Below are 17,582 nucleotides of genomic sequence, written 5' to 3' on the forward strand. Positions count from 1 at the left end.
TCAACGAAGCCCACCCAGTTAAAGTTTACATATGAACAATAAATACTCAATTGATTTAAATTTTGATCGTGAACACATTTGGCATCCATACACATCAATGACAAAGCCTATTCCCGTTTACCCTGTAACCCACGCTAAACACAATATAATTTATCTAGAAACAGGCGAGCAACTTATAGATGGCATGGCATCGTGGTGGAGCGCTATTCATGGTTACAACCACCCTGCTATTAACAAAGCAATGGTTAATCAAATTAATAACATGAGCCACATTATGTTTGGAGGTATCACACATTCAAGTGCAGTTGAGCTGTGTAAAAAACTTGTAGATATCACCCCCCCAAGCTTAACTAAAGTATTTTTAGCTGACAGTGGCTCAGTAAGTGTTGAAGTAGCTATTAAAATGGCTCTGCAATACTGGTTAAGCCAAGGTATTAAAACAAAACAAAAATTAATGACTCCTTATAAGGGTTATCATGGCGATACGTTTGCTGCAATGAGCGTATGCGATCCTGTGAACTCTATGCATAGCCTATATAAGGGTTTTTTACCTGAGCACGTATTTGTACCTGCCCCAGCCAGTAAGTTTTCAAGCACTTTTGAGCAAAGTGAAGCGCTTGAACTTGAACAGTACTTTAAAAATAACCACCAACACGTAGCTGCTTTTATTATTGAACCCATAGTACAAAATGCGGGAGGTATGAATTTTTATCATCCCGATTATTTAGCCTGCGTAAGGCAATTATGCAATCAATACAATGTACTTTTAATTTGCGACGAAATAGCCACTGGCTTTGGCCGTACGGGTAAGTTATTTGCGGTTGAACACGCTAATATCGAACCCGATATTTTATGTATAGGTAAAGCACTTACCGGTGGCTCAATGACTTTATCGGCAACGATTACGAGCGATAAAATTGCCACAGGCATTAGTGAAGGTGAAGCCGGAGTTTTGATGCACGGACCTACCTTTATGGGTAATCCGCTAGCGTGCGCAGCTGCATGTGCCAGCATAGACTTATTACTAGAGCAAAACTGGCAACAACGCGTAGAAGAAATAAATAATCAACTTCAGCAATTACACAAATGTATGGAACTTGAAGACGTTGCTGATGTAAGAGTGCTGGGCGCGATAGGTGTTGTAGAGCTTAATAAAAAGGTTAGCAATATCGATGTTGCGACTATTCAGGCCTTTTTTGTAAAACAAGGTGTATGGATCCGCCCTTTCGGTAAACTAATTTACCTTATGCCACCGTATATAAGTGACGAAAACAGCATTAAAACGCTTTGCGATGCTATTTATAGTGCAATTAAAGGCAAACATTACGCTAAAGCATAGTGATTTTTTAAAGTTTAATAGTGGTATTAATTAGTTAATAGCTTCATTAATTTTAAGCAAAAAGCGGATTTAACTTGATATAGATCATTTGTATTAATTAAATTCGTCCTCATGCCTTCAAATACGTGTTTAGCAGTTTTAGTATATTGCTCTTCGTAATATTTACGGATATGATAATACCTATCATTTACAATTACCTTTTTGGACTTCTTTCATGAACTTATTTTTTAAACCAGCCAAAACATTAGGTGCCTCTTTATTAATAGCGTCTGCGTTTATTGCGCAACCTGTATTTGCTAACGGTCCTATTGGTGAACATGTAAATCACCTTCAAGCTAACCTTAAAAGCTATAACGAAGAAGTTGAATGGATGGTAGGCAAAGTAGACACGCTTGTTAGCACCTACGAAAATAAAGGCGCTAAGGCCGTAAATACCGACGATTTAATTGAATATTGGGAATCGGTAAAATTTCACAGTGCAATTGAAACTAATTTAGTGCCTGTTTATGCCTCTATTTGGCAGGGTTTGTACGGTGTAAAAATGGCAATTGACGGTGGTAAATCAGCTGCTGAGGTTCGTGTACAACAAACCGCAATGAATAATGCTTTATGGCAAGGTTTAGGTGCTGTTAAATTAGCGGCTAAATTTCAACAAAAAGGCTTGTTAGAGTCTGTTACAGCTACAGCAAGTAAAGAAATGACGCAAAGTGCAACAATAGACGAAATAAAGCACAAACTAGACCGCGTCATCGCAAAACTTGCTGAGCGCCTACAAGACGAAGCCACTGAAATTGTTCACGATACGTATCTACACTTATTCGAAGGCGTTGAAGGTACACTTATCGAGCAAGATGCCAATCTAGTCGAGGCAATTGAAAAAGATTTTAACGTCACGCTTCCAAAAGCAATCGCAGATAACAAAAGTGTTGATGAAGTACGCGATGTAGTTACCAGCATGCAAACAAAATTAGACCGCGCCAAACGTTTAATTGAAAAAGCAGAAAAAAACCGTAAGGACGTTTTTTAGTGGAACGCAGAACCTTTATACAAGGGTTAGCTGCATTAGGGGTAATTGGTTCATTGCCATTACCTCTATCGCAAGCTTTTGCTAATACAGTAACCAACCCCGTCTCGGTTGACGATTTACCTAAGCTTAAAGGTGATTTAACCTTATATTTAGGCCGAGGTGAAGGTGGTTTATACGAAAACGTATTACAAGCTATCCAAAAAAATAACCCTGATTTTAATTTAGCTATTCGCCGCGGACCAACAGCTGCACTTGCCAACACAATTGTTGCAGAAGCCAAAGCGGGTGTTAAACGTGCTGATTTATTTTGGGCTGTGGACTCAGGTGCAATTGGTTTAGTGACCGATGCAGGCCTTGCAAAACCACTGCCAGACGATTTTTCGGCTCAACTGCAGCCGCAATTTAAATATAAAGACTGGGCGCCAGTAACGGGACGTATTCGTACATTGCCTTTTAATACGTCGCGTTTAACTAAAGATCAAATTCCAACCAGCATTATGGAAATTGCTGACAGCGACTTGAGTATTGGTTGGGCCCCTGCTTATGCGTCTTTTCAATCGTTTGTTACAGCAATGCGTATTTTACAAGGCGATGATAAAACGGCTAAATGGCTCAAAAAAGTTAAAAAACGTGCAAAAACATACGCAGGTGAATTAGGCGTTGTAATGGGTGTGGAACGGGGTGAAGTTGATATTGGCTTTGCTAATCATTATTACACTTTACGTTTAAAATCAGGCAAGCCGGATGCAAATCTTGATTTAGCCTTTACCCAAAACGATGCAGGCTGTTTAGTCAACGCCTCGGGTATATTAACGCTTAACAGTGACCCGCTTGCTACTAACTTTATGCGCTATTTACTCAGCAAAGAAGTACAAGGTTATTTAGCACGTGAAGCCTACGAAATCCCCCTTGTAAACGGTATTGCTCAGCCTGATGGTTTACCTTCGCTTTCGAGTGTTTCACCACCTAAAATTGATTTAACACAGCTTGCAGATTTGCGACCCACTATAGACTTAATGCGCAGCAACGGCGTTTTATAATGCGATTACCCCCATCTTACCCAATGGCGCTGCTTGCAGCGCTCATTACGCTTACCCCTATTTGTATATTAATGGTGCTTGCTAGTGACTCAAGTTCCTATTTTGATAGCCATAATTTAACCATATTAGGTAATACACTGGCTTTAATGGGCTTAACTGTTCTAGGCTCAATTTTAATCGGCGTACCACTTGCGTTTATAAGCGCCTATGTACACTTACCATTTAAAAAAGCATGGCTTGTATTATTTGCCGCTCCCCTTGCTATACCTAGTTATATTGGTGCGTTTACGCTTTATGCTGCATTTGGCTCTGGGGGTGAAATCAATAATTTACTCGGATTTGAAACACCGTCTATGTATGGGCTATCCGGCGCTGCAATAGTTATGACCTTGTATACATTTCCATTTGTAATGATGACTACCCGTTCATCTTTACTCAGTTTAGACGCCAGCATGGTAAACGCAGCTCGCACATTGGGTATGTCGATGACGCAAAGTGTATTCAAAGTTATTCTACCCCGCGTGGTAAATGGCATTGCTGCTGGGTCGTTATTAGTGGCACTTTATACTTTATCTGACTTTGGCACCCCAGCCATGATGAGACTTGATACGTTCACCCGTGTTATTTATGTTGAATACAATGCGTTTGAATTGGGTCGCGCAGCGATGCTGTCGCTTCAATTAATGGTTATTGTAGGTTTTTTATTACTTGTAGAGTCGCAAATAAAAACAGCGAGTGAGCGTCATGGCCGCCCCCTTATTTTATTCCCAAGTAAACTTCAATTGAGTGCGTTATTTGCTCTGTTCGCTCCTGTGCTGTTGCTAGCGATCGGCTTACCCTTGGCAATATTTTTTATATGGCTTGCACGAGATGGCTTAAGTAATTTTGATTTTACCATTGCATGGCATTCAACCTATGCGTCTGCACTTGCTGCTATTGTTGCAGTAATAGTGGCAGTCCCTGTTGCGCACGCGGCACTCAGTGGCAAAGCAGGCAGAGTTATGGAGCGCGTTACTTACTTTGGCTTTGGCATACCCGGTATTGTAATGGGCACAGCGCTGGTTTATGGCGGGTTGCAATTACCATTTTTGTATCAAACTTTGGGGTTACTTATTATTGCCTACATGCTACGTTTTTTGCCTCTCGCGGTTGGTTCAATTCGTACTAGTACCGAACATTTAGACCCTAGCTTGGTAAAATCTGCTCGAGTGCTTGGTGCAAGCCCGCGCGAAGCCTTCACACGTATTACTTTGCCTTTAACCATGCGTGGTATCGTCGCTGGTGGTGCATTGGTGTTTTTAGAGTCAATGCGTGAACTTGAAGCCACTTTATTGCTAGGCCCTACTGGGTTTGAAACCCTGTCTACTTATTTATGGCGTGTTTACGAAGCTGGCTATTTTGGCCGTGCCGCTATACCTGGGCTGTTATTAGTGGTGATCTCTGCTTGTGGTTTAGCTATTATGATGTCTGGCGAAAAACGTAACCAGTTTGAACATTAAGGATTTGAAGTAAATGCTATCTGTAAGTCAGTTGTCTATAGATTATGGCAGTAATCGCGTTGTGAGCGATTTGAATTTAACGCTTGGTGAAAACGAAATCCTAATGCTTGTAGGCCCCACCGGTTGCGGTAAAAGTACAATATTACAAGCACTCGCAGGCTTAATACCCATTTCTGAAGGTGAAATAAACGCAGATAAATGGCGTGCAACCCGTAATAAAGCAGTGCCTCCTGAGAAGCGCAGTGTCGGTATGGTTTTTCAAGACTTTGCGTTATTTCCGCATTTAACGGTTGAGCAAAATATTTGTTTTAAATTAAAAGATCACAGCGTGGCAGATCATTGGATTAACCTACTTGGTCTTGAAGAGTTTAGGGCTAAGAAACCTGCGACTCTGTCTGGCGGTCAAAAGCAACGTGTTGCATTAGCACGTACTCTTGCTCACCAGCCTGACTTTGTATTACTTGATGAGCCGCTGTCGAATCTAGATGCGGCGTTAAAAGACATGCTGCGTTGGGATATCCGAAACGCACTAAAAAATGCAGGTGTACCTGCTATTTGGGTTACCCACGACCAAGAAGAGGCACTATCGGTTGGGGATCGTGTTGGTGTTTTAAAAGGTGGGCAAATACAACAAATTGACACTCCCGAAAAATGCTTTAGCACCCCAGAAAACCGCTTTGTTGCGCGTTTTTTAGGTGAAGCTAGCTTTATAAAAGGTACATTAAATAACGGCCAAGCACTTACCGATATTGGTAATGTGCCCGCGCATGGTGTTGACTGTGCTCAAGGCAATGTTGATGTATTGCTTCGCCCCGACGATGTTTTATTAGTACAAAGCAGTATAGGTAATAATGGTGAGGTTATTTGGGTCCGCTTTGAAGGCGGTAGTCGATTATGCGCAATAAAACTTGCCTGTGGTACAGTAGTCACTAGCCGCGTGAGTCATGAACTGGTTGTACACCCTGGTGACAACGTACATGTTTCGCTAAGTACCTCTCATCCGCTGGCGGCATTTAAAAACTAGCGTATTAAATATTTTACTTTAGAGGAAACTATGAACGGACCAAATCCAAATAACCCATCTCCAATGCAAGGGTTTCCTCAAGTAGGTTATTTAAAAAATTTCATTACGTCGCCTAATATAGAAGTTGGTGATTATACGTATTACGACGACCCTGATGGCCCCGAACACTTCGAAAAAAACGTACTTTATCATTTCGATTTTATTGGCGACAAACTTATTATTGGGAAGTTTTGTGCCATAGCAAAAAATGTAACTTTTATAATGAATGGGGCTAATCATCAAAGTACTGGTTTTTCTACCTACCCATTTTTTATATTTGGTAACGGATGGGAAAAGTCTGCACCTCAACCAGGTGACTTACCATTTAAAGGAAATACAGAAATTGGCAATGATGTGTGGATTGGCTATAACGCCACTATTATGCCAGGGGTAAAAATAGGAAATGGCGCTATCATTGCCAGTAAATCGGTAGTGACCAACGATGTGCCTGCTTATGCTGTCGTTGGTGGTAATCCAGCAAAAATAATCAAACAGCGTTTTGACGATAAAACGATTGATGCACTGCTATCTATTGCATGGTGGGATTGGAGCAATGACAAAATCACTGCTCATTTAGATGCTATAACTCAAAATAATTTAGACTTACTGTCTAAACTATAACACTACCATTCAAACATATACGCCATTTTACTTATGGTTTTAAGCGGCACGTTATGCGAATTGCGTTTAGCGTATAAGTGCTGCATGGATTTATCTTTTACTTCACCCACTATCACTTCTTTAACTTGGTAACCTAATGCAACAGCTGCTTGAGTGTATGCAACAAACTCCCATTTTTTTATATTGGTGTTGTCTACAATCACGAGTGGAATATCTTGTGCGAGCGCTTGTATAAAACGCGCTAAATTTAAATTATGGTATTGCGGTAATTTAAATTTATCAAAATGATATTCGCCCTGCTCATTTAAAAAATAATCGTCTGTTGAGCAAATTAAGTATTGGCTTTCATCTGCAGTCGCTAATTCGTCTGCTAAATTTTGTGCATAATACGACTTACCGCTTCCAGGTAGTCCACGTAAAATAAAAACTTGTTTCATAGCATCCATTTCTAAAGTAATGGTCAGTATTGAGTAATCAAAGAATATATAATGCCACAAAATCGCTAAACTTCAGAGCAGCAAATTACAAACTTAGTCATTTGTGCCTAAAAATCGACTAAAAATAAACCGCATTGATAAAAACTTATAAAGAGTTGCCCGCAATAGTTTTTTTATTTTACTTTACTAGGTAAGATACAGGGTTCTAGTACAGCACCATCTATCAATAAAATATGGTTTATATACTGTACATATTTAAATAAATAAAGTTAGGCAACTTATATCATTGGAGTGAAGATGAGCCATTTAGCGATTTCAGAGCTATTAAAAGGCAATGTTGCGGTAGACAGCCAAGTAACAATTAAAGGCTGGATCCGTACTCGCCGCGATTCAAAAGCAGGAATATCATTTTTAGCCGTTCATGACGGTTCGTGTTTTGATCCTATTCAAGCGGTAGTTCCTAATTCACTAAATAATTATGATGAAGTTACTAGCTTAACAGCCGGTTGTTCTGTATCGGTTACTGGTGTTTTAGTTCAATCTGCGGGCAAAGGCCAATCGTTTGAAATTCAAGCGAATACGGTCACTGTATTAGGTTGGGTAGAAAACCCAGATTCATACCCAATGTCGGCAAAACGCCACAGCATTGAATACTTACGTGAACACGCTCACCTTCGCCCACGTACTAACATGATTGGTGCAGTAACACGTGTACGTAACTGTTTAGCACAAGCCATTCACCGTTTTTATCACGAGCAAGGTTACTACTGGATCAGCACACCTATTATCACAGCAAGTGATTGTGAAGGCGCTGGCGAAATGTTCCGTGTATCTACACTGGATATGCAAAACCTGCCGCGTACAGATAAAGGCGACGTTGATTACAGTGAAGACTTTTTTGGAAAAGAAGCATTCTTAACTGTATCTGGCCAATTAAACGGTGAAACTTACGCGTCTGCAATGTCAAAAATTTATACGTTTGGCCCTACTTTCCGTGCAGAAAACTCAAATACTTCACGCCACTTGGCTGAGTTTTGGATGGTTGAACCTGAAGTAGCATTTGCAGATTTAGAAGACATTGCAAAGCTTGCTGAAAATATGCTTAAGTACGTATTTAAGGCGGTACTTGAAGAGCGCCGTGACGACATGGAGTTTTTTGCTCAACGTATCGAAAAAACTGCGATTAGCCGTTTAGAAGAATTTGTTGAAAAAGACTTTGCACAAGTTGATTACACAGACGCAGTCGAAATTCTTAAAAACTGCGGTAAGAAATTTGAGTACGCTGTTGAATGGGGTGTAGATTTACAGTCTGAGCACGAACGTTACCTAGCAGAAGAACACTTTAAAGCACCGGTAGTAATTAAAAACTACCCACGTGATATTAAAGCATTTTACATGCGCCAAAACGAAGATGGCAAAACCGTTGCCGCTATGGACGTAGTTGCTCCGGGTATTGGTGAAATCATTGGTGGTTCTCAACGTGAAGAGCGCCTTGATGTGCTTGATGCCCGCCTTGAAGAAATGGGCTTAAACAAAGAAGATTACAGCTGGTACCGCGACCTACGTAAATACGGTAGTGTGCCACATTCAGGCTTTGGTTTAGGCTTTGAACGCTTAGTTGCTTATGTAACAGGTATGGGCAATGTACGTGACGTAATCGCCTTCCCTCGTACTAAAGGCAGCGCAACTTACTAAACAATTACTTAGTAAATTGTTTACATATCAAAAACCAGCCAATTGGCTGGTTTTTTTGTGGCTAAAACTTAGCGTATAAAAAAAGCCGCAGCACCCATCAGGCACCACGGCTTTCAACCAGAATAAGGTTTAATAAATGGTTATAGTGCGTTTTCTAATTGTGGTAACACATCAAATAAATCGGCAACGAGTCCATAGTCTGCAACCTGAAAAATAGGTGCATCGGGATCTTTGTTAATTGCAACAATCACTTTTGAGTCTTTCATACCCGCTAAGTGTTGAATGGCACCGCTAATACCTACTGCGATGTATAAGTTAGGCGCTACAATTTTACCCGTTTGCCCTACTTGCATATCATTAGGTACAAAGCCTGCGTCTACCGCAGCGCGCGATGCACCAATAGCAGCACCTAATTTATCGGCTATACCATTTAAAAGAGCGAAATTTTCGCCATTTTGCATACCACGACCGCCAGATATAACCACCTCAGCAGCGGTAAGTTCTGGGCGCTCTGACTCAGTTTGCTCAACGCTTACAAACGTACTTAACTGTGAGTCCGATACTGTATCTAAAGTATTAATGCTTACAGCGGCTTGCTCGCTTTGCAAATCAAAACTACTTGCGCGTACGGTAATCACCTTTTTAGCATCAAGTGATTTTACAGTCGCAATAGCGTTACCGGCATAAATTGGGCGTTTAAACGTATCAGCATCTATTACATCAATAATTTCAGATATTTGTGCTACATCTAAAAGGGCCGCAACACGTGGCATAAAATTTTTGCCTGTGGTAGTTGCACTTGCCACAATATGACTGTAGTTGTCAGTTAACGACATAACTAAATCGGTCATGCTTTCTGCTAGTTGGTGTGCATAAGCTGCATTATCTGCAACAAGCACACTCGCAACGCCTTCTATACTTGAAATAGTCTCGCTCATATTGGCGATGTTTTCACCGGCCACTAATACATCAACAGGAAAACCCATTTGAATAGCCGCATTAATTGTTTTTGAGGTTTCTGGTTTTAAGGCACCGTTGTCGTGCTCTGCAATTACAAGTGTTTTCATTTAAATCACCTTTGCCTCTGTTTTTAATTTTTCTACAAGTTGTGCAACGTCTTCTACAATAATACCACCACTACGTTTAGCCGGTTCTTCTACGCTAACAAGCTGAATACGAGGTGTTAAATCTACACCTAAAGAGTCTGCAGCTATTACATCAAGCGGCTTGCGTTTTGCTTTCATTATATTGGGTAGTGATGCATAACGTGGTTCGTTCAAACGTAAATCTGTAGTGATAATGGCTGGCAATGAAAGTGCGACCGTTTGCAAACCGCCGTCTACTTCGCGTGTAATGTTTACTTTTCCATCAGCGACGACCACTTTAGACGCAAACGTACCTTGCCCACGATTAGTTAATGCTGCAAGCATTTGACCCGTTTGGTTATTGTCTGAATCAATCGACTGCTTTCCTAAAATAACAAGTTCTGGCGCTTCTTGCTCTACAATTTTTGCGAGTAATTTTGCAATGTGTAATGACTCTAATTTTTCATCGGTTTCGATGTGAATTGCTTTATCTGCACCCAGTGCAAGCGCTGTGCGTAGTTGTTCTTGCGATGTTTTAGCGCCAATAGTAACAGCTACAACTTCAGTGGCTGTACCAGCTTCTTTTAAGCGAATAGCTTCTTCAATTGCAATTTCACAAAATGGGTTCATCGCCATTTTAACGTTCGTTAAATCTACATCGCTGTTGTCACTTTTGACACGCGCTTTTACGTTGTAATCTATAACGCGTTTTATTGGTACAAGAACTTTCATAGGAACTCCATAATTATTTAAACCTACAACCTAACGTGTACGTCAACCTATTTATTTTATGAAATCAGACTACTTCCTGTTGACGTAAACGTCAACCTAAAATAACCTTTAACTATTCACAGCCTGTAACGAAAAATTGGCATTGTAATAAATAGGCTGAATACCTTGTTCAAATACTTAGGCAGTATTGAGTGAGTCCGTCATAAATAAAGAGGTTATTATGGTCGAACGTGAAACCATGGAATTTGATGTAGTTGTTGTAGGCGCTGGACCTGCGGGACTTGCTAGTGCAATAAAACTCGCACAACTTGCACAAGAAAAACAACAAGAGTGCATGATTTGTGTTGTAGAAAAAGGCTCAGAAGTTGGCGCGCATGTTCTATCGGGCGCTGTATTTGAAACAAAAGCGTTAGATGAATTACTACCAAATTGGCAAGAGCAAGGTGCGCCAGTAACTACGAAAGTTACAAATGATGAAATTTATTGGTTTAATAACGAAGAAAAAGCAACATCAATCCCCCACTTTGCTACGCCTAAAACATTTCATAATAATGGTAACTACATTGTTTCAATGGGTAACGTATGCCGCTGGCTAGCAGAGCAAGCTGAAAGTTTAGGCGTAGAAATATTTCCAGGCTTTAGCGCACATTCACTTATTATTGAAGACGACGCAGTAAAAGGTATTGTTACGGGTGACATGGGCGTTGATAAAGAGGGTAATGAAAAAGATGGCTACATGCCAGGCATGGAGCTAAGAGCTAAATATACTATTTTTGCTGAGGGCTGCCGAGGCCATTTAGGCAAACAACTTATAAACCAGTTTGCACTTGATGCTGACTCATCGCCTCAACATTATGGCTTAGGCTTTAAAGAAATATGGCAAGTAGATGAGTCTAAGCATCAACAAGGTAAAGTAGTTCATGGCACAGGTTGGCCGTTAAGTGGTGATACGAGCGGTGGTGCATTTATGTATCATAGCGAAAATAATCAGGTCGTTGTTGGCTTAATTGTTGATTTAAATTACACAAACCCGCATTTAAGCCCGTTTGATGAATTCCAGCGAATGAAACATCATCCTGTTTTTAAACACGTACTTGAAGGCGGTGAGCGTATTGCTTATGGCGCGCGTGCTATTGCAAAAGGTGGATTACACTCTTTACCTAAAATGCATTTTCCTGGCGGATTATTAGTAGGCTGTGATGCAGGCACATTAAATTTTGCAAAAATTAAGGGAAATCACACAGCAATGAAATCGGGCATGATAGCCGCTGAAGTCATTTTTGAAGCATTAGAAAATGAACAAGCTAATACTGATTTAGTAAATTACCACCCGCAGTTTGAACAATCTTGGGCTTATAAAGAGCTTTATCATTCTCGTAATTTTGGTCCGGTGATGCATAAGCTAGGTAAATTTTTAGGGGGTGCATATAACACGCTCGATCAAAATGTATTCAACGGTGCTTTACCATTTACCTTTAAAGATGATGTTCCAGATTACTCTACGCTGGTTGATGCTAACATTGCTGAAAAAATAGCTTACCCTAAGCCTGATGGTTCACTTAGTTTTGATAAACTTTCAAGTGTGTTTTTATCAAACACTAACCATGAAGAGTCTCAACCTTGTCACCTAAAACTTAAAAACGCAGCAATACCAATAAAAGTTAATCTTGTGAAATTTGATGAACCTGCGCAGCGCTATTGCCCAGCAGGTGTTTATGAGGTGCAAGAAATAGAAGGTAACAACGAGTTTGTAATTAATGCACAAAACTGTGTTCACTGTAAAACCTGTGACATTAAAGATCCGAGCCAAAACATCACGTGGGTTACCCCAGAGGGCGCTGGCGGCCCTAATTACCCCAATATGTAATATCTTTTACATATAAATTATAAACATATCCTAAATTGCAGGGGCTTCGCCCCCTTTTTTGCGCTATGCTGATTGTATAATTAATAAAAAGAGTAAAGCTTATGCCGTCGTCAAATGTTGTTTTTCGTTTTTTAGCAGAACCTACCGACGTTAATTTTGGTGGGAAGGTGCATGGTGGTGTGGTTATGAAGTGGATTGACCAAGCTGGCTATGCCTGTGCTGCAGGCTGGAGTGGTCATTATTGTGTAACCGTATCGGTGGCAGGTGTTAAATTTAGACGCCCTATTCTGGTTGGTCAAATAGTAGAAGTGGAAGCTAAAATTGCACATACCGGTAAAACAAGTATGCAAATATTTATACAAGTTCGGTGTGGCGACCCTAAAACACAGAACATGGTTGAAACAAATCACTGTGTAATAAGCTTTGTTGCCATGGATGAAACAGGTTACCCCGTTGCAGTGCCAGAGTTTAAAGCGGTCACCAATGAAGATGTAAAATTAGAAAACTACGCAATTAAAATGAAAGAAATTGCGATAGAAACCGAAAACTTACTTCATCAAGTGTAATTACGCATTAGCTAATTTTTGTACTGTAAAAATCACCTAATGCTTTGTAAAAAATACAATTTATTTAAAATCGCTAAATCTTAGCAGTTAGCGATTTGTTTAATAAAAAACCTAAACAACCCAAATAACTAATCCAAAAATACTAGTTCAGCTGTTTTAGTAATCAATTTAATCATTGGCATGTTCACTGCAAATAAGTAATTGAAGTTTGAAAAATCAAACCATTTTATTTTTTAAAGGAGCTATTTAATGATTAAATCACTTTCACTTTCAGCACTAGCGCTAGCAACACTTGGTTTTAACTCTGCGGCGCAGGCAGATATTTCCGATTTTGATTCTCCACGTATTTATACCGGTATAGGTTACGGACAGTACTCTTTTGAATTTGAAGACAGTGAAAACGATACTGATTTTGATGATGACGCACAAATGCTCAAAGGATATGTTGGTACGCAATTTAATGAATATTTAAGTGTAGAGCTGGCTTATCAAAACTTTGATGAAGTTAGCGATATTGATAGCAAAGCTGAAATTGACGGCGTGTCATTGGCCGCGCGTTTAGGTATCCCATTAACTGAGAGCTTTTCAGTTTATGCCAAAGGTGGTTGGTTAGAATGGGATGCAGATATAAAACAAGAACTCCCTGTTGGAAGCGTTTCTACTTCACAAGATGGCGGTGACGCATTTTATGGTGCTGGTTTAGAGTTTGCTTTTTCTAGCAATGTGCAAATGCGTTTAGAGTACGAGCGTTACAAACTAGACGATGATATTGATCCTGATATGGATGTAGCATCAGTGTCACTGCAATACATGTTTTAAACTATAAACAGGTTGTTTAACAAAGGTAAGCTTAGGCTTACCTTTTTCTGCTTTATATAAACCATTCAGTCTAAAAGCTATTTTAAACCATTTAGTCTAATTAAATAAATTGCTATGCTGTGATGCGATGGCCTGTAAATAAAGGTAGAATACCCGCCTATTCTATTTGTACTTGAGTAACATGAGCGACTACAGCATTTCGGCCGTTGGCCACATACAATCTCCCTATAAACAAAAGTTTGCCATACCAAGACAACCTCGTTTAGTACCCGAAGCCAAAGCAAAACTTATTTTTGCGCCTGATTTTAACCGCGAAGAATTTGTACGCGGTATTGATGAATTTACCCACATTTGGTTATTGTTTCGTTTTCATGAAACCGCAGATAAAGGCTACTCGGCCATGGTGCGCCCTCCTCGCTTAGGCGGTAATGAACGCAAAGGTGTATTTGCTACTCGTGCTACTTTCAGACCAAATGCCATTGGTATGAGTGCAGTGAAGCTTGAGGGTATAGAATATAAAAATGGCCAACTCAGTCTATTACTTGCCGGAATAGACCTGCTTGATGGCACACCCATCATTGACATAAAACCCTACTTGCCTTATTCAGATGCCATGCTTGACGCAAGTGCTGGCTTTGCAGATACACGCCCAGAAACACAAATGAGCGTAGAGTTTACCCCTGAAGTGACTTTATTCATTGAGCAGCAAACTCAATACCCTGATTTATTAAACTTTATTAGTAATGTTTTAAAACAAGATCCACGCCCTGCTTACAAAAAACAAAAAGACGGCGAGCAGAGCTATGGAATGACATTGTATGATTACAATATACGCTGGCAAGTTAATGGCGAGCACAACCTAGTAACAAGTATAGAAAAAAGCTAAATAACTCACTTAGCGCTTTTGTGTAAAAGCAACCGCTGGTAAACTTAAGCTCTATTAAAAGAACATATTACTCTATTTCGGAAAAATAATGCGTACCAGTCAATATATACTCGCAACACTTAAAGAAACGCCTTCAGATGCTGAAATTGTATCGCATCAGTTAATGCTTAGAGCCGGTATGATCCGTCGCGTCGCTTCGGGTTTATACACTTGGTTACCCTCTGGTTTACGCGTTTTGCGTAAAGTTGAAAACATTGTTCGTGAAGAAATGGACAAAGCAGGCGCAATAGAAATGCTGATGCCTGTGATACAACCTGCTGATTTATGGGAAGAGTCAGGCCGTTGGAGCGAGTTTGGTCCAGAGCTAATGCGCTTTACAGACCGTCATAATCGTGAATTTGCACTTGGTCCAACACATGAAGAAGTAATCACCGATTTTGTTCGCAAAGAAGTGAATAGCTATAAACAGTTACCACTTACTTTATATCAAGTACAAACTAAAGTACGTGACGAACGACGCCCTCGCTTTGGTGTTATGCGCGCCCGTGAATTCACCATGAAAGACGCTTATTCATTTCATTTGAGTGAAGAATGTTTAAATAATACGTATCAAGCAATGCACAAAGCATACTGTAATATTTTCGAACGTTTAGGCCTAGATTACCGCCCAGTAATTGCCGATACAGGGTCTATTGGTGGTAGCGTGTCTCATGAATTCCATGTTTTAGCCGAATCAGGTGAAGACGCTATCGCATTTAGCGATGGTAGTGATTACGCCGCTAATATTGAAAAAGCCGAAGCCCTTGCCCCAACAGAGCCTCGTGCTGATGCTACAAAAGAATTAAAAGCGTTCCCGACTCCAGATGCTAAAACAATTGAAGAGCTTAAAAAGCATTACGGTGTTAAACCACACCGTAGTGTTAAAACGTTAATCGTTTATGGTGCCCCAGATGAAAACGAACAACGTGGTTTAGTTGCCCTTGTTATTCGTGGCGATCACGAATTAAACGAATTGAAAGCGGAAAAACACCCTCTCGTTGACTCACCGCTTGAAATGGCAAAAGAAGCAGACATCATTGCTGCAATCGGCGCAAAACCTGGCTCACTAGGTCCTGTAGGATTAACAATGCCAATTATTGTTGACCGCACAGCCAACGTAATGGCTGACTTTGTAGCCGGTGCTAATAAAGACGACGAACACTTTAGCGGCATAAACTGGGACCGTGATGTAACTAACTACGACGTTGCTGATATTCGTAACATTGTAGAAGGCGATCCTAGCCCTTGCGGCCAAGGCACATTACAAATTAAACGTGGTGTTGAAGTAGGACATATATTCCAACTTGGCACAAAATACTCAGAAGCCATGAAAGCAGGCGTATTAAACGAAGATGGCAAAAACCAAGTAATGACCATGGGTTGTTACGGTGTAGGTGTATCGCGTATTGTGGCTGCTGCTATTGAGCAAAACAACGATAAATACGGTATTATTTGGCCACAATCTATTGCGCCGTTCGACCTTGCTATTGTACCAATGAACATGCACAAGTCGCATCGTATTCCTGATATTGCAAACAGCCTTTACCAAGGTTTAAAAGATGCAGGTGTGGATGTGTTATTTGACGATAGAAAAGAGCGCCCAGGTGTCATGTTTAATGATATGGAGCTTGTAGGTGTGCCTTTCACACTTGTAATTGGCGAACGTAACCTAGACGAAAATAAAGTAGAGCTTAAAAATCGTCGCACTGGTGAAAAGCTAATGATTGACATAGATACCGCTATTGAAAGCATTAAAGCAGCTATGCAAGCCTAAACTCTTATTCGTTATTCAATAACGTGAATGCAAAAACCGCTTTTTAAGCGGTTTTTTTATGCCTGAATTTTGTGTCATATAGCTTTACTAAAAATGTCGTATCACTGTCATTTTTTCTCTCTAAAGTAATTTATAGCTAACAAAACTAACGAGGGACAATATGAAAAGTGCTGAACAAAAGGCTAAATACCCTGCTATATGGATATCAGATGTTCACCTAGGCTATAAAGATTGCAGAGCTGATTATTTACTCGATTTTCTAAGCGCTGTTGAGACTGACGTTTTATATTTAGTTGGCGACATTATTGATTTATGGTCTATGAAGCGCCAATTTTATTGGCACCCCTCTCACTATCAAATACTTAATTGCATTCAACAAAAAGCGGCCAACGGAACACGCGTAATTTATATACCAGGAAACCATGACGAAACCTTTAGAAACTATATAAATCAAACCCTATTTGGTATAGAGGTCCACCAGCAGTATATTCATGTAACTCAAGCCAATAAACGCTTTTTGCTCGTTCACGGCGATGACTTTGATAGCGCAACTCGTTATAACAAAATTATTAGCATTGCTGGCGATGCAGGCTACGATTTGCTTTTATTTTTAAATCGTTGGAGCAATAAAATAAGAAAGTTGTTTGGGGGTAATTATTGGTCGTTAGCGTCGTGGATAAAAGCACGAGTGCATAAGGCACGCGAAGCAATAAATGCATTTGAAGACGCAGCTATTCATGAGGCAAAAAAACAAAACGTAGACGGAATTATTTGTGGGCATATACACCACCCTAAAATAAAAGTGTGCGACGGCATAGTGTATTGTAACGACGGCGATTGGATAGAAAACTGCACCGCCTTAGTGGAACAAGCCGATGGAAAAATAGAACTGCTTCACTGGTCAGATACACACACAGTTTTAGACAGCGCCGACATATCTAACATTTCATCGCCACTAATGAGTAATGACGATGCAAAACCTAAAAAGTCGGCAGCCTAATTACTGACTTTAAACCAAGTCATAAATTTTAACCCTTGTTGACGGCCTTAAACAAAAAAGCATCACTTAAGTGATGCTTTTTAAAGATGAGTA

At 40.2% G+C, this 17,582-nt stretch carries 16 protein-coding genes; 13 read left to right on the forward strand and 3 right to left on the reverse strand.

All coding sequences use genetic code 11. The features are described 5' to 3' along the window. The first annotated feature begins 31 nt into the window (after positions 1-31). The 6 genes from bioA (at position 32) to CWB65_RS15885 (ending at position 6,589) form a co-directional block, all read left to right on the forward strand. Positions 32-1,339 carry an adenosylmethionine--8-amino-7-oxononanoate transaminase gene (gene bioA / locus CWB65_RS15860; protein WP_008131167.1) on the forward strand — a complete coding sequence of 436 codons (1,308 nt, stop codon included), beginning with the start codon at positions 32-34 and terminating at the stop codon, positions 1,337-1,339. A gap of 214 nt (positions 1,340-1,553) precedes the next feature. After that, a complete protein-coding gene (locus CWB65_RS15865) occupies positions 1,554-2,366 on the forward strand; it encodes a hypothetical protein (RefSeq protein WP_008131168.1) in 813 nt (270 codons plus the stop codon). Next, on the forward strand, positions 2,366-3,406 hold the full coding sequence (locus CWB65_RS15870; protein ID WP_138740972.1) for an extracellular solute-binding protein: 1,041 nt from the start codon (positions 2,366-2,368) through the stop codon (positions 3,404-3,406). Before CWB65_RS15865 ends, CWB65_RS15870 begins: the two co-directional genes overlap by 1 nt. Beyond that, positions 3,406-4,905, forward strand: a complete 1,500-nt coding sequence (locus CWB65_RS15875; RefSeq protein WP_138740973.1) for an ABC transporter permease — start codon at positions 3,406-3,408, stop codon at positions 4,903-4,905. Before CWB65_RS15870 ends, CWB65_RS15875 begins: the two co-directional genes overlap by 1 nt. A 13-nt stretch (positions 4,906-4,918) precedes the next feature. After that, positions 4,919-5,929: an ABC transporter ATP-binding protein gene (locus tag CWB65_RS15880; protein ID WP_138740974.1), complete on the forward strand. Its 1,011-nt coding sequence runs from the start codon at positions 4,919-4,921 to the stop codon at positions 5,927-5,929. Between the two features lie 30 nt (positions 5,930-5,959). Beyond that, positions 5,960-6,589, forward strand: a complete 630-nt coding sequence (locus CWB65_RS15885) for a Vat family streptogramin A O-acetyltransferase (RefSeq protein ID WP_138740975.1) — start codon at positions 5,960-5,962, stop codon at positions 6,587-6,589. 2 nt (positions 6,590-6,591) lie between these two features. On the opposite strand, the gene CWB65_RS15890 is transcribed toward CWB65_RS15885, so the two are convergent. Then, on the reverse strand, positions 6,592-7,026 hold the full coding sequence (locus CWB65_RS15890; RefSeq protein WP_008131176.1) for an ATP-binding protein: 435 nt from the start codon (positions 7,024-7,026) through the stop codon (positions 6,592-6,594). A gap of 297 nt (positions 7,027-7,323) precedes the next feature. Here CWB65_RS15890 and asnS point away from each other — a divergent pair, with 297 nt between their 5' ends. Next, positions 7,324-8,721, forward strand: a complete 1,398-nt coding sequence (asnS, locus tag CWB65_RS15895) for an asparagine--tRNA ligase (protein WP_138740976.1) — start codon at positions 7,324-7,326, stop codon at positions 8,719-8,721. Positions 8,722-8,861: 140 nt separating this feature from the next. On the opposite strand, the gene CWB65_RS15900 is transcribed toward asnS, so the two are convergent. Beyond that, positions 8,862-9,788 (reverse strand): electron transfer flavoprotein subunit alpha/FixB family protein, encoded by a 927-nt coding sequence (locus CWB65_RS15900; protein ID WP_138740977.1) that lies wholly within the window; start codon positions 9,786-9,788, stop codon positions 8,862-8,864. Further along, complete coding sequence (locus CWB65_RS15905) at positions 9,789-10,538, reverse strand: electron transfer flavoprotein subunit beta/FixA family protein (protein WP_008131180.1); 750 nt, start codon at positions 10,536-10,538, stop codon at positions 9,789-9,791. A 220-nt stretch (positions 10,539-10,758) separates the two neighbouring features. Between CWB65_RS15905 and CWB65_RS15910 the strand changes: the two genes are divergently transcribed. The 6 genes from CWB65_RS15910 to CWB65_RS15935 all read left to right on the forward strand — a co-directional run bounded on the left by CWB65_RS15910 (position 10,759) and on the right by CWB65_RS15935 (position 17,489). Then, a complete protein-coding gene (locus CWB65_RS15910) occupies positions 10,759-12,405 on the forward strand; it encodes an electron transfer flavoprotein-ubiquinone oxidoreductase (protein WP_008131182.1) in 1,647 nt (548 codons plus the stop codon). Positions 12,406-12,506: 101 nt separating this feature from the next. Next, positions 12,507-12,971 carry an acyl-CoA thioesterase gene (locus CWB65_RS15915; protein WP_008131184.1) on the forward strand — a complete coding sequence of 155 codons (465 nt, stop codon included), beginning with the start codon at positions 12,507-12,509 and terminating at the stop codon, positions 12,969-12,971. A gap of 249 nt (positions 12,972-13,220) precedes the next feature. Then, positions 13,221-13,790 (forward strand): outer membrane beta-barrel protein, encoded by a 570-nt coding sequence (locus CWB65_RS15920; RefSeq protein ID WP_008131186.1) that lies wholly within the window; start codon positions 13,221-13,223, stop codon positions 13,788-13,790. A 181-nt stretch (positions 13,791-13,971) separates the two neighbouring features. Beyond that, entirely contained in the window at positions 13,972-14,676 is a 705-nt protein-coding gene (gene tsaA / locus CWB65_RS15925) for a tRNA (N6-threonylcarbamoyladenosine(37)-N6)-methyltransferase TrmO (RefSeq protein WP_008131188.1), read from the forward strand. Between the two features lie 88 nt (positions 14,677-14,764). Continuing rightward, positions 14,765-16,489 (forward strand): proline--tRNA ligase, encoded by a 1,725-nt coding sequence (locus CWB65_RS15930; protein ID WP_008131190.1) that lies wholly within the window; start codon positions 14,765-14,767, stop codon positions 16,487-16,489. A gap of 160 nt (positions 16,490-16,649) precedes the next feature. Then, positions 16,650-17,489 carry a UDP-2,3-diacylglucosamine diphosphatase gene (locus CWB65_RS15935; RefSeq protein WP_008131192.1) on the forward strand — a complete coding sequence of 280 codons (840 nt, stop codon included), beginning with the start codon at positions 16,650-16,652 and terminating at the stop codon, positions 17,487-17,489. Positions 17,490-17,582 lie beyond the last annotated feature (93 nt).

Origin of the sequence: Pseudoalteromonas sp. S554, from assembly GCF_005930865.1 — a bacterium.
Taxonomy (GTDB): Bacteria; Pseudomonadota; Gammaproteobacteria; order Enterobacterales; family Alteromonadaceae; genus Pseudoalteromonas; species Pseudoalteromonas marina.

Coding starts and splice junctions, on each gene's coding strand:
- bioA (WP_008131167.1), top strand. CDS start 32: ATGAACAATAAATACTCAATTGATTTAAATTTTGATCGTGAACACATT.
- CWB65_RS15865 (WP_008131168.1), top strand. CDS start 1,554: ATGAACTTATTTTTTAAACCAGCCAAAACATTAGGTGCCTCTTTATTA.
- CWB65_RS15875 (WP_138740973.1), top strand. CDS start 3,406: ATGCGATTACCCCCATCTTACCCAATGGCGCTGCTTGCAGCGCTCATT.
- CWB65_RS15880 (WP_138740974.1), top strand. CDS start 4,919: ATGCTATCTGTAAGTCAGTTGTCTATAGATTATGGCAGTAATCGCGTT.
- CWB65_RS15885 (WP_138740975.1), top strand. CDS start 5,960: ATGAACGGACCAAATCCAAATAACCCATCTCCAATGCAAGGGTTTCCT.
- CWB65_RS15890 (WP_008131176.1), bottom strand. CDS start 7,026: ATGAAACAAGTTTTTATTTTACGTGGACTACCTGGAAGCGGTAAGTCG.
- asnS (WP_138740976.1), top strand. CDS start 7,324: ATGAGCCATTTAGCGATTTCAGAGCTATTAAAAGGCAATGTTGCGGTA.
- CWB65_RS15900 (WP_138740977.1), bottom strand. CDS start 9,788: ATGAAAACACTTGTAATTGCAGAGCACGACAACGGTGCCTTAAAACCA.
- CWB65_RS15905 (WP_008131180.1), bottom strand. CDS start 10,538: ATGAAAGTTCTTGTACCAATAAAACGCGTTATAGATTACAACGTAAAA.
- CWB65_RS15910 (WP_008131182.1), top strand. CDS start 10,759: ATGGTCGAACGTGAAACCATGGAATTTGATGTAGTTGTTGTAGGCGCT.
- CWB65_RS15915 (WP_008131184.1), top strand. CDS start 12,507: ATGCCGTCGTCAAATGTTGTTTTTCGTTTTTTAGCAGAACCTACCGAC.
- CWB65_RS15920 (WP_008131186.1), top strand. CDS start 13,221: ATGATTAAATCACTTTCACTTTCAGCACTAGCGCTAGCAACACTTGGT.
- tsaA (WP_008131188.1), top strand. CDS start 13,972: ATGAGCGACTACAGCATTTCGGCCGTTGGCCACATACAATCTCCCTAT.
- CWB65_RS15930 (WP_008131190.1), top strand. CDS start 14,765: ATGCGTACCAGTCAATATATACTCGCAACACTTAAAGAAACGCCTTCA.
- CWB65_RS15935 (WP_008131192.1), top strand. CDS start 16,650: ATGAAAAGTGCTGAACAAAAGGCTAAATACCCTGCTATATGGATATCA.